This is a genomic window from Streptomyces sp. NPDC004752 (genome assembly GCF_053601275.1).
This window is the reverse complement of record NZ_JBSGBN010000016.1, coordinates 1-11,906: the sequence shown is the minus strand read 5'-3', so window position 1 is coordinate 11,906 and position 11,906 is coordinate 1. Positions and strand designations below refer to the sequence as shown.

General features: G+C 71.7%; 10 protein-coding genes and 1 pseudogene. 4 read left to right on the top strand and 7 right to left on the bottom strand.

The features are described from left to right. Positions 1–117: 117 nt before the first annotated feature. On the bottom strand, positions 118–489 hold the full coding sequence (locus ACWEKM_RS09340) for an NTP pyrophosphohydrolase (protein WP_451620547.1): 372 nt from the start codon (positions 487–489) through the stop codon (positions 118–120). A gap of 399 nt (positions 490–888) precedes the next feature. Between ACWEKM_RS09340 and ACWEKM_RS09335 the strand changes: the two genes are divergently transcribed. Continuing rightward, a complete protein-coding gene (locus tag ACWEKM_RS09335; protein ID WP_451620546.1) occupies positions 889–1,596 on the top strand; it encodes a serine/threonine-protein kinase in 708 nt (235 codons plus the stop codon). 134 nt (positions 1,597–1,730) lie between these two features. Then, a pseudogene (locus ACWEKM_RS09330) lies at positions 1,731–2,534 on the top strand (RNA-guided endonuclease InsQ/TnpB family protein); the annotation flags it as partial. An 88-nt stretch (positions 2,535–2,622) separates the two neighbouring features. Here the strand turns inward: ACWEKM_RS09330 and ACWEKM_RS09325 are convergent. From ACWEKM_RS09325 to ACWEKM_RS09305, 5 genes are all read right to left on the bottom strand, one after another. After that, on the bottom strand, positions 2,623–4,752 hold the full coding sequence (locus ACWEKM_RS09325; RefSeq protein ID WP_451620545.1) for a 3-hydroxyacyl-CoA dehydrogenase NAD-binding domain-containing protein: 2,130 nt from the start codon (positions 4,750–4,752) through the stop codon (positions 2,623–2,625). Continuing rightward, positions 4,749–5,966 carry a thiolase family protein gene (locus ACWEKM_RS09320; protein WP_451620544.1) on the bottom strand — a complete coding sequence of 406 codons (1,218 nt, stop codon included), beginning with the start codon at positions 5,964–5,966 and terminating at the stop codon, positions 4,749–4,751. Before ACWEKM_RS09320 ends, ACWEKM_RS09325 begins: the two co-directional genes overlap by 4 nt. Positions 5,967–6,331: 365 nt before the next feature. After that, the gene (locus ACWEKM_RS09315) at positions 6,332–7,639 is read right to left on the bottom strand and encodes an HRDC domain-containing protein (protein ID WP_451620543.1); all 1,308 of its coding nucleotides are present in this window, start codon (positions 7,637–7,639) and stop codon (positions 6,332–6,334) included. Positions 7,640–7,768: 129 nt separating this feature from the next. Then, positions 7,769–8,431 (bottom strand): LuxR C-terminal-related transcriptional regulator, encoded by a 663-nt coding sequence (locus ACWEKM_RS09310; RefSeq protein ID WP_451620542.1) that lies wholly within the window; start codon positions 8,429–8,431, stop codon positions 7,769–7,771. Positions 8,432–8,700: 269 nt separating this feature from the next. Next, on the bottom strand, positions 8,701–9,378 hold the full coding sequence (locus ACWEKM_RS09305) for a DUF3000 domain-containing protein (protein ID WP_451620541.1): 678 nt from the start codon (positions 9,376–9,378) through the stop codon (positions 8,701–8,703). A gap of 132 nt (positions 9,379–9,510) precedes the next feature. On the opposite strand from ACWEKM_RS09305, the gene hemE reads away from it, so the two are divergent. Then, positions 9,511–10,578 (top strand): uroporphyrinogen decarboxylase, encoded by a 1,068-nt coding sequence (gene hemE / locus ACWEKM_RS09300; protein ID WP_451620540.1) that lies wholly within the window; start codon positions 9,511–9,513, stop codon positions 10,576–10,578. A 1-nt stretch (position 10,579) separates the two neighbouring features. On the opposite strand, the gene ACWEKM_RS09295 is transcribed toward hemE, so the two are convergent. Further along, a complete protein-coding gene (locus tag ACWEKM_RS09295) occupies positions 10,580–11,404 on the bottom strand; it encodes a rhomboid family intramembrane serine protease (protein WP_451620539.1) in 825 nt (274 codons plus the stop codon). Positions 11,405–11,496: 92 nt separating this feature from the next. Between ACWEKM_RS09295 and ACWEKM_RS09290 the strand changes: the two genes are divergently transcribed. Further along, positions 11,497–11,793, top strand: a complete 297-nt coding sequence (locus ACWEKM_RS09290) for a hypothetical protein (protein WP_451620538.1) — start codon at positions 11,497–11,499, stop codon at positions 11,791–11,793. Positions 11,794–11,906 lie beyond the last annotated feature (113 nt).

Below are 11,906 nucleotides of genomic sequence, written 5' to 3'. Positions count from 1 at the left end.
GCGGGTTGCTCATGGTGGCCCGTCCGCGCACGGTGGGCGGGCTATTCATGGTGGCCTGTCCGCGCACGGCTGGCGGGTTGCTCACGGTGGTCCGTCCGCCCGTGGTGGGTGGTCCGCTCACCTCAGTGCCGTGCGTGGTCCCGCCACCTCCGCGCCCAACTCGGTTACTCTGCGGCGTAGTTCACGGTCGGCCGTGATGACCAGGCGGGGCCGGTGCGGATGCCCGGCGACCAGTTCGACAATGCGGTCGTCGCCGCAGCCGGGCGCCGGTTCCACCCGCACCCCCGGCACGGACTCCACGTCGCGCGCAGCGCCCTCGACTACGAGCACGATCTCCACGGGGGTGGGACGGCCGGGCAGCCCGTCGGCGGCCAGCCGGTCCCGCAGCCGCTCGGCGGCACCCTTCCGGTCCCGCCACCACCCGTCGGGCACCGACCCGATCACGTTCGCCCCGTCGACGACCACGAGCACCAAAGACTCCACGTCCATATCGCCAGCGTCCCACGGCTTCCGAGGCCCGTGCGCGCCGTGCACCCCGCCGGTGCCGTGCGCCGCGACCCGGCTCGGCCGGTGCGCGTGGCGGTGCCGTCGGCCCGCCGGGCGCCGGTGGGTTCGATGACGGCGCCGGGCAACGCGGGCGGCGGAGTGGCCCTGCACCGTGCCCGGCCGGTCAGGCGGACCACTGCGGCGACCGGGCTCCGCACTCCCGCACCGGCACCACCCGGACCGCGTCGCCCGGTATCCGGACCGCACACCGACGGGTGCCGTGGCTGCTGGAAGAGGCGGGCGATCTTCCCCGCGCGGGTGACCGGAACGGCTGGCCCCCGCAGGTCGAGCCACCGAGTCGTTGTCCCCGGCAGCGCCCCGTGGCATCGACGGTGCGCCACCGTGGGCGCGAGTCAACTACCTTTGGGGGAAAGCGGGTTGGCGACTCCACTAACGGCAGAGGATCCCGAGCGGCTGGGCGGGTACTGGCTGGCCGCGAGGCTCGGTGTCGGCGGGCAGGGCGTGGTGTACGAGGCGTATGACGCGGGTGGCGCCCGGGGCGCGCTCAAGACGCTGCATCAGGGGGCCGAGCCGGCCGAGCGAGGCCGCTTCTGGCGGGAGGCGGAAGCGGCTCGCCGCGTAGCCTCGTTCTGTACGGCCCGCATCCTGGACGTGTCTGTGGCCGGGTACGAAAACGGGCCGAGTCCGTGGCGCGGGCATGAGCGGCCGGAGGACTGGAGACCGGGCGATGGACAGGGCGGGCCCGGCGATGTGCCGGATGCGCTCGACGGTATTCCGTTCATCGTCAGCGAGTATGTTCCGGGCCCCACGCTTGCCGCCGAGGTACGGCAGCATGGCCCCCTCACCGCCGACGCCCTGCTGCGCCTCGCGACCGGTGTCGCCACGGCCCTCGCGGCGATTCACAGTGCTGACGTCGTCCACCGGGACCTGAAGCCCGGCAACGTCCTGCTCGGCCCCGACGGACCGCGCATCATCGATTTCGGAATCGCCCGCGCCGCCGACATGTCCCTCACCGCATCCGGCGCCATCATGGGCACTTTCGGCTACCGGGATTCATTCGCGGTGCTCCGGCCTTCAGGCCGGGGGTGAAGCGATTCTTTGTGGTCGCGTCGCGGGGCGTCGCGGTGGCGTTCCGGCGGAGCCGGATCCTGCTTCGTGACGGTGACAGGTCGCTCGCGTGTTCCCGGTGGCGGCGTGGGTTCGATTTGCCTGGTGTGATCGTCATGCAGCTCCGGTATGCCTTCAGGCTGTACCCCGATGCCGCTCAGCAGGCCGCGCCGGCCAGGGCGTTCGGGTGCGCCCGGGTCGTGTTCAACGACGCCGTGCGTGCCCGCGAGGACGCTCGGAGGGCCGGGCTGCCGTTTCCGACGGCCGGACAGCTGTCCACCCGCCTGATCACGGAGGCGAAACGGACAGTCGGGCGGTGCTGGCTGGGCGAGGTCTCCGCGGTTGTCCTCCAGCAGTCCCTGCGCGATGCCGAGGCCGCCTACCGCAATTTCTTCGCCTCCCTCAAAGGGGCGCGCAAGGGCCCGGGGCCGGGCCCGCCCCGCTTCAAGTCACGTAAGGACGCCCGGCAGTCGGTCCGTTTCACCGCCAACGCCCGCTGGAACATCACCGGCAGCGGCCGTCTGAACCTGCCGAAGATGGGCGTGGTGAAGGTGAAGTGGTCCCGCACGCTGCCCACCGCCCCCACCTCTGTCACGGTTGTCAAGGACGCGGCCGGCAGGTATTGCGCCTCCTTCGGCATCGACACCGACCCCGCCGCCGACCGGACACGGATGCCGGAGAGCGACCGCACCATCGGCATCGATCTCGGCCTGACCCACTTCGCGGTCCTGTCCACCGGCGAGAAGATCGACTCCCCGCGCTTCCTGCGGCGCGCGGAGAAGAAGCTGAAGAGGGCCCAGCAGGAGTTGTCCCGCAAGCAGAAGGGATCAAAGAACCGCGCCAAGGCCCGCCTCAAGGTCGCCCGCGCCAGAGTTGCTGACGCACGCCGCGATTTCCACCACCAGCTCTCCACCAGGCTGAAGTTCGCAGGCGACGGCGAGGGACTACGACGGGTGCCCGCGCCCCCCGCCGAGGGGAGCGCGGGCACCCGGAACGGTCGGTGTGCTGCTATGCCGGGACGTCGGCCACGCCCGGCGCCAGGAACCGCTTGCCGGTGACGCGCTCGGAGACGCCCTCGCGGTCCAGGTACGGGGTGATGCCGCCCAGGTGGAAGGGCCAGCCGGCGCCCGTGATGAGGCAGAGGTCGATGTCCTGGGCCGCGGCGACGACGCCCTCGTCGAGCATGAGCCCGATCTCCTGCGCCACCGCGTCCAGCACCCGCGCCCGCACCTGCTCCTCGGTCAGCACGACGTCGCCCTGCTTCAGGAGCGCGGCGACCTCGGGGTCCAGCTCCGGCTTGCCGCTGTCGTAGACGTAGAAGCCGCGCTTGCCGGCCTTGACGACGGCCGCGAGGTTCGGGGAGACCGTGAAGCGGTCCGGGAACGCCCGGTTGAGGGTCTCCGACACATGCAGGCCGATCGCCGGGCCGACCAGCTCCAGGAGGACCAGCGGCGACATCGGCAGGCCCAGGGGTTCCACCGCCTTCTCCGCGACCTCGACCGGCGTGCCCTCGTCGATGACGTTCTGGATCTCGCCCATGAAGCGGGTGAGGATGCGGTTGACGACGAACGCCGGGGCGTCCTTCACCAGGACCGCGGTCTTCTTCAGCTTCTTGGCCACGGCGAACGCGGTCGCCAGCGACGCGTCGTCCGTCTGCTCGCCGCGCACGATCTCCAGCAGCGGGAGGACCGCGACCGGGTTGAAGAAGTGGAACCCGACGACCCGTTCGGGGTGCTTCAGCTTCGACGCCATCTCTGTCACGGAGAGCGAGGAGGTGTTGGTGGCGAGGATCGCGTGCTCCGGGGCGACCGCCTCGACCTCCGCGAACACCTGCTGCTTGACGCCGATCTCCTCGAACACCGCCTCGATGACGAAGTCGGCGTCCGCGAAACCCTCGGCCTTGTCCAGGACGCCGGTGACCAGCGCCTTGAGCCGGTTGGCCCGGTCCTGGCCGATGCGGCCCTTGCCGAGCAGCTTGTCGATCTCGCCGTGGACGTAGCCCACACCCTTGTCGACCCGCTCCTGGTCGATGTCCGTGAGGACGACGGGCACTTCGAGACGGCGCAGGAAGAGCAGGGCGAGCTGCGAGGCCATCAGACCGGCGCCCACGACACCGACCTTGGTGACCGGACGGGCCAGGTTCTTGTCGGGGGCGCCCACCGGGCGCTTGCCGCGCTTCTGCACCAGGTTGAACGCGTAGAGACCGGCGCGCAGTTCGCCGCCCATGATCAGGTCGGCGAGGGCCTGGTCCTCGGCGTCGTAACCCTGTTGCAGCTCGCCGTTCTTCGCCGCGGCGATGATGTCGAGGGCGCGGTAGGCGGCAGGCGCCGCGCCGTGCACCTTGCCGTCGGCGATGAAGCGGCCCCTGGCGACGGCCTGGTCCCATGCCTCGCCGCGGTCGATCACCGGGCGCTCGACCGCGATGTCGCCCTTGATCACCTGGGCCGTCCAGAGAAGCGACCGCTCCAGGAAGTCGGCGCCCTCGAAGATCGCGTCGGCGATGCCCAGGTCGAAGACCTGCTCGCCCTTGAGCTGCCTGTTCTGGTTGAGGCTGTTCTCGATGATGACCGAGACCGCCTTGTCGGCGCCGATCAGGTTCGGCAGCAGGGTGCAGCCGCCCCAGCCCGGCACCAGGCCCAGGAACACCTCGGGCAGCGAGAAGGCGGGGATGGCCTTGGACACCGTGCGGTAGGAGCAGTGCAGGCCGACCTCGACACCGCCGCCCATGGCGGCACCGTTGTAGTAGGCGAAGGTCGGCACCGCGAGGCGGGCGAGGCGTTTGAAGACCTCGTGGCCACCCTTGCCGATGGCGAGCGCGTCCTCGTGGTTCGTCAGCAGTTCGACGCCCTTGAGGTCGGCGCCGACCGCGAAGACGAACGGCTTGCCGGTGACGCCCGCGCCGACGATCCCGCCCGCCGCGGCCTCCGCCTCGACCTGGTCGATCGCGGTGTTCAGGTTCGCCAGCGAGGCCGGGCCGAAGGTGGTCGGCTTGGTGTGGTCGAGGCCGTTGTCCAGCGTGATCAGCGCGAAGCGACCGGCGCCGAACGGCAGATCGAGGTGGCGTACGTGCGCCTGCGTGACGACCTCGCCGGGGAACAGCTCGGCCGCACCCTTCAACAGATCCGTGGTGGTGCTCACTTGTCCCCCTCGAAGCGCGGGTTCTCCCAGACGACGGTGGCGCCCATGCCGAAGCCGACGCACATGGTGGTCAGGCCGTAGCGGACGCTCGGCTGCTCCTCGAACTGGCGGGCCAGCTGCGTCATCAGCCGGACGCCGGAGGCGGCCAGCGGGTGGCCGAAGGCGATGGCGCCGCCGTACTGGTTGACGCGCTCGTCGTCGTCCGCGATGCCGTAGTGGTCGAGGAAGGCCAGGACCTGGACGGCGAACGCCTCGTTGATCTCGAACAGGCCGATGTCGGAGATGGACAGGCCCGCCTTGGCGAGGGCCTTCTCGGTGGCCGGGATCGGGCCGTAGCCCATGACCTCGGGCTCGACTCCGGTGAAGGCGTAGGAGACCAGACGCATCGCGACCGGCAGGTCGTGCTCGCGGGCGAAGTCCTCGGCGGCGATGATCGAGGCGGTGGCACCGTCGTTGAGACCGGCCGCGTTGCCCGCGGTGACCCGGCCGTGCACCCGGAACGGCGTCTTCAGGTTCGCCAGGTTCTCCAGCGTGGTCCCCGGGCGCATCGGCTCGTCGGCGGTGACCAGACCCCAGCCGGTCTCGCCCGCCTCGGGGTCGGTGCGGCGCACCGAGATCGGCACCAGATCCCGCTGGATCTTTCCGTTGGCGTACGCCTTGGCGGCCTTCTCCTGCGAACGCACCGCGTACTCGTCGGCGCGCAGCCTGGTCAGGTGCGGGAAGCGGTCGTGCAGGTTCTCCGCGGTCATGCCCATGAACAGGGCGGACTCGTCGACCAGCTTCTCGCTCACGAAGCGCGGGTTCGGGTCCACGCCCTCGCCCATCGGGTGGCGGCCCATGTGCTCCACACCGCCGGCGATGACGGCGTCGTACGCGCCGAAGGCGATCGAACCGGCGGTGGTCGTGACGGCGGTCAGCGCGCCGGCGCACATCCGGTCGATCGAATAGCCCGGGACGGACTGGGGGAGACCGGCGAGGATGCCGGCCGTGCGGCCCAGGGTCAGGCCCTGGTCGCCGATCTGCGTGGTCGCGGCGACGGCGACCTCGTCGATCTGCTCCGGGTCCAGACCGGGGTTGCGGCGCAGCAGTTCCCGGATCGCCTTCACGACGAGGTCGTCGGCGCGGGTCTCGTGGTAGATGCCCTTCGGACCCGCCTTGCCGAACGGGGTGCGGACGCCGTCGACGAAGACGACATCCCTGACGGTACGAGGCACGATGGCTCTCCTCCAGGGTGCGGGATGGCACTGCCGCGCAGCGCTGAGCGCGCGCTCAGTACCCATGCTACTTATCAGTAACGTGACTGCCCAGTCCCGCAGGCGACAGCGTTGAAGGTCACACCATCGGCGGCGCCGTGCCACCCCGGGGAGTGAGCACCGGGGTGGCACGGGGTGCGTACCCTGACTTCCTCTTCATGCCGTTCAAGGATCTTGGCGCGATTTCGACGTTCCTGTTCCGCGTGCGCAGCCCCTACGGCGGCCGACTGGGCGGCTTCCCCGGAGAGCGACCGGGATGAGCCGCTCCCGCCCGGTGCATCGCGACAGGGCCGCGTCCGCCTCTGTAGTACGCGGCCTATGTGGTACTAGGAGGGGGCCTGGTCGGCCTTCGCCCGGGCCGAGAGCGCGGTCACGAGCGCGGGGGTCACCTGCTCGATCTGCCACGGTCTCGCCCCGTACCCGGCGAGGGCCGCGGCCACGGCGTCGGCGCCGGCGGGCTTCGGCGGCTCCCAGCACAGCCGTCGCACCGTGTCCGGCGTGATCAGGTTCTCCTGCGGCAGGGCGAGCCGCTCGGCCAGCGCCGAGACGGCGGCGCGGGCCGCGGACAGCCGGGCGGCGGCGGCCGGGTCCTTGTCGGCCCAGGCCCGCGGCGGGGGCGGCCCGGTGACCTGCTGTCCCGGCTGCGGCAGCGCGGCCTCGGGCAGTGCCCTGGCCCGCTCCACCGCGGCCAGCCACTGCTCCAGCTGGCGCCGCCCGGTCCGATGGCCGAATCCGTTCAGCGCCGCGAGGGCGTGTACGGTGCCCGGCAGGGCGAGCGCCGTCTCCACGATGGCCGCGTCGCTGAGCACCTTGCCCGGCGACACGTCCCGGCGCTGTGCGATCTGGTCCCGGGTCTGCCACAGCTCGCGCACCACGGCGAGCTGGCGCCGCCGCCGCACCTTGTGCATACCGGACGTGCGCCGCCAGGGGTCCTTGCGGGGCTCGGGCGGCGGGGCCGAGGCGATCGCGTCGAACTCCTGCTGGGCCCAGTCCAGTTTGCCCTGCCGGTCCAGTTCCTTCTCCAGCGCGTCGCGCAGGTCGACGAGGAGCTCCACGTCCAGCGCGGCGTACCGCAGCCACGGCTCGGGCAGCGGCCGGGTCGACCAGTCGACGGCCGAGTGGCCCTTCTCCAGGACGAAGCCGAGGACGCCCTCGACCATCGCGCCGAGCCCGACCCGCGGGAACCCGGCGAGCCGTCCCGCCAGTTCCGTGTCGAAGAGCCGGCCGGGCACCATGCCTATCTCGCGCAGGCACGGCAGGTCCTGGGTGGCAGCGTGCAGCACCCACTCGACGCCGGCCAGCGCCTCGCCGAGACCGGACAGGTCGGGGCAGGCCACCGGGTCGATCAGCGCGGTCCCCGCGCCCGCGCGGCGCAGCTGCACCAGATAGGCCCGCTGGCCGTAGCGGTAGCCGGAGGCGCGCTCGGCGTCGACGGCGACGGGGCCGGAGCCCGCGGCGAAGGCGGCGACGGTCTCGGCCAGCGCGGACTCGTCGGCGATCACGGGCGGAATGCCCTCACGTGGTTCGAGCAAAGGGATCGGCGCCTCCGCCGCAGAAGATCCGCCGTGGTCCGCAGGGGTCGCTCCGGTGGTGCGCAGTGGCATGTCTGCTGCGGTCTCTTGGGCGTCGGTCACCTGTCAAGGGTATCCGTGGATCGAAGGCGCCCGTCGACGGAACGTTCCGTCGACGGGCGCCGTGGGGTCGTAAACCAGTCAGAAATCAGTCAGGTTGCCGAAACGTGGGGGACATGATCGTCGGCGGGCTCAGTGGATGATGCCGGTGCGCAGGGCCACGGCGACCATGCCGGCCCGGTCACCGGTGCCCAACTTGCGGGCGATGCGGGCGAGATGGCTCTTGACGGTCAGTGCGGAAAGGCCCATCGAGACGCCGATGGCCTTGTTCGACTGGCCCTCGGCGACCAGGCGCAGTACCTCGACCTCGCGGCCGGACAGTTCGCGATAACCTCCCGGGTGGCTCGGGGCGCCCGGGGGGCGGCGGTGCATACGGGCGGCGGCCGAGCCGATGGGGGCGGCGCCGGGTCGGGCGGGGAGTCCGATGTTGGTCCGGGTGCCGGTGACGACATAGCCCTTGACCCCGCCGGCCAGGGCGTTGCGCACGGCCCCGATGTCGTCGGCGGCGGACAGTGCCAGGCCGTTGGGCCAGCCCGCGGCTCGGGTCTCGGACAGCAGGGTCAGGCCGGAACCGTCCGGCAGATGGACGTCGGCGACGCAGATGTCGCGGGGGTTGCCGATGCGGGGACGAGCCTCCGCGACGGACGAGGCCTCGATGACATCGCGCACACCGAGCGCCCACAGATGGCGGGTGACGGTGGAGCGGACGCGCGGGTCGGCCACGACCACCATGGCGGTCGGCTTGTTCGGGCGGTAGGCGACCAGGCTTGCGGGTTGCTCAAGGAGAACGGACACCAGGCCTCCTGGGGGGCGGGACGGGGCCGGCTCGTGGGGGGATGAAGCCAGGACGAACCGTGCTTTCAAGGTCACAGTCGTCTTCGGCACCAAACCCGTTCGCCTTTAGAGAATGATCACGATCTGGTGAGAACAATCCGAGCAATTCGGACACGCGATCGATCAGCCGAAGATCGAGTCGGTTCGAGCGGGTTCGCTTCGAGGACTGAAAGTGGCCGTATCGACAAAGAGATGGTCAACGACATGATGATCGTCCGGTGGCCGGGCGGTCAGCGGGACTGCGGGTCCCTGCGCTGCGGCAGAGTGACCACCGACGCGTCGCCCGGAGCGGCCGGCGGCAACCCCGCGACCTGGGCCAGCAGATCGCACCAGGCGGCCAGATGGGCCGCCGTGTCCGGCACCCCGCCCAGCCCCTCCCGGGGCGTCCAGGAGGCCCGGATCTCGATCTGCGAGGCGGGCGGGCGCGCGGACAGCCCGCCGAAGTAGTGCGAGCCCGCGCGGGTCACGGTGCCGCTCGGCTCGCCGTACGAGAGCCCGCGCGCCTGGAGCGCGCCGGTCAGCCACGACCAGCACACCTCCGGCAGCAACGGGTCGGCCGCCATCTCGGGCTCCAGCTCCGCGCGCACCAGCGTCACCAGCCGGAAGGTGCCGTGCCAGGCGTCGTGCCCGGCCGGTTCGTGCAGCAGGATCAGCCGGCCGTCGGCCAGATCCTGGTCACCGTCGACGACCACCGCCTCCAGAGCGTGCGCGTAGGGGGCGAGCCGCTGGGGCGCGGGCGTCGTCTCCACCTCGATCTGCGGCCGCGGCCGCGCGGTCCGCAGCGCCTCGACCGCGGCCCGGAAGGGTGGCGGAGCCGAACTGTCCATGTGCCGGTCCGCCTCCCTGGCCCCCTTCGCCTCGTCCATCCCACCAGCGCCGTCCGACAGTCGTCCCTGAGCCGCAGCCATGCGGGGAAGAGTAAGGGGAACGGGCGCCCCGCGCAGGGAGAGACACCACCTAAACGCCGCACCCCAGGGCGCCGCCGTCTCCGGTCGAGGGCCTGGCCCGACCGGGTTCGGGGCCGTGCGAGACTTGCCGACGTGAGTGCCAACGCAAGCCCCACGGGCCAGCAGCCGACCGCCACGTACGACAGCGCCTTCCTCAAGGCGTGCCGACGCGAACCCGTACCGCACACCCCCGTGTGGTTCATGCGCCAGGCCGGCCGCTCCCTGCCCGAGTACCGCAAGGTGCGCGAGGGCATCCCGATGCTGGAGTCCTGCACTCGCCCCGAACTGGTCACCGAGATCACACTCCAGCCGGTGCGCCGGCACAATGTGGACGCGGCGGTCTTCTACAGCGACATCGTCGTCCCGCTCAAGGCCATCGGTGTCGACCTCGACATCAAGCCCGGCGTCGGCCCCGTCGTCGAGCGCCCCGTCCGCACCCGTGCCGACCTCGACCGGCTGCGCGCCCTCACCCCCGAGGACGTCCCCTACGTCACCGAGGCCATCGGCCTGCTCACCCGCGAACTCGGGCCGACCCCGCTCATCGGCTTCGCCGGCGCCCCGTTCACCCTGGCGAGCTATCTCGTCGAGGGCGGCCCGTCCCGGACCTACCAGAACGCGAAGGCGATGATGTACGGCGACCCCGAGCTGTGGGCCGACCTGCTCGACCGCCTCGCGGACATCACGGCCGCCTTCTTGAAGGTGCAGATCGAGGCGGGCGCCTCCGCGGTCCAGCTGTTCGACTCCTGGGCCGGCGCGCTGGCCCCCGCCGACTACCGGCGCTCCGTGCTGCCCGCCTCCGCCAAGGTGCTCCGCGCCGTCGCCGACCACGGCGTCCCAAGGATCCACTTCGGCGTCGGCACCGGCGAACTGCTGAAGCTCATGGGCGAGGCCGGCGCGGACGTCGTCGGCGTCGACTGGCGCGTCCCGCTCGACGAGGCCGCCCGCCGCGTCGGCCCCGGCAAGGCGCTCCAGGGCAACCTCGACCCCACGGTCCTCTTCGCCGGCGAGGAGGCCGTCCAGGCGAAGACCCGCGAGGTGCTCGACGCGGCGGCCGGGCTGGAGGGCCATGTCTTCAACCTCGGCCACGGCGTGCCGCCCGACACCGACCCGGACGCGCTGACCCGGCTCGCGGAGTACGTGCACACCCGTACCGCCCGCTGACTCACCATGTCTGCCGGGGCCGGGCCTGCCTGCCGAACAGCAGCCGGGGCGGCTCCGGCGGCGGTGGGGTGCCCGGCCGCAGCGGCAGCGCGCACAGCAGGCCGACGACGAAGCCGACGATGTGCGCCGAGTACGCCACCGTTCCGGTGCCGGAGACGCCGAGCCCGGACGAGTACACCGCCTGGAGTACGAACCAGAAGCCCAGCACCAGCCAGGCCGGCAGCCTGAGCGGCAGGAAGACCAGGAACGGGACGAGGACCCAGACCCTGGCCCTCGGATACAGCACCAGGTAGGCGCCGAGGACACCGGCGATCGCCCCGGACGCGCCGATCAGCGGCTCGGCCGAGGAGGCGTTGAGCAGTGCGAAGCCGTACCCGGCCGCGTAGCCGCAGACGACGTAGAAGAGGACGTACCGGACGTGGCCCATCCGGTCCTCGACGTTGTTGCCGAAGATCAGCAGGAACAGCATGTTGCCCAGCAGGTGGAGCCAGCCGCCGTGCACGAACATCGCCGTGAAGACCGACAGCGGCGGCGACTTGTCGTAGGCCGGCGGGGCCACCACGCAGCCCGGTCCCTGTGGGCCGACGCCCACCGCGCCGGTCGGGACCAGCCGCGGCAGCTGATGCTGGATCAGCTCTCTGGGCACCGCCGCGTAGTGATCCATGAACGCCTGCAGATGGCACAGCTGCGCGAGGTCGCCGCCGCCGGACACGGAACCGGCCGTGCCGGGCGTGGCCAGGAAGACCAGGACGTTCGCGGCGATCAACGCGTACGTCACCCAGGGGGTGCGGCGTACCGGATTCACGTCATGGACGGGGATGACCACACAGGAGTACTGCCCGTGAGGCGTCGGGTGAATCGGTGAACGCCGCCGGGCGCGGCTGCGTATCCCTGGGCAACCGACGTGAGGACCAGGCGATGAACGACAGAATCACCCCCCAGGCATTCCCCGCGATGCATGCCCTGCCGGACGGCGAGGCGGAGCTCTCCCTGGTGGTGCGGCTCCCGTGGGAGGACGTCGCCCGGCTCGGCCAGGAGGCCGGGCGGCTCGCCGCGCAGATGCAGCGGCCGGTGACCCTCGACGAGGCCGTCAGCCGCCGTCTGCGGTCCGTCCGCGCGACCGCCTCGCACGCGAAGCCCGCAGCGGAGCAGCCGCAGGCCACGGCGCCCCACACGTCCGTGACCTCGTTGCCGCGGATCAGCGGGACGGCGTAGCCGCCTGCCGGGTGGGGGTGGCTCCCGGTACCTGTGTCGCCGGCTTGCGTGGTACCTGTGTCGCCGGCTTGCGTATTGCTATGAGGATCGGCCCTCTACCGGGGCGAACGGTG

What these genes read in the sequence shown, in the direction of transcription:
- ACWEKM_RS09340 (WP_451620547.1), bottom strand. Translation starts at nt 489, where the DNA reads ATGGACGTGGAGTCTTTGGTGCTCGTGGTCGTCGACGGGGCGAACGTG.
- ACWEKM_RS09305 (WP_451620541.1), bottom strand. Translation starts at nt 9,378, where the DNA reads ATGGCTGCGGCTCAGGGACGACTGTCGGACGGCGCTGGTGGGATGGAC.
- ACWEKM_RS09290 (WP_451620538.1), top strand. Translation starts at nt 11,497, where the DNA reads ATGAACGACAGAATCACCCCCCAGGCATTCCCCGCGATGCATGCCCTG.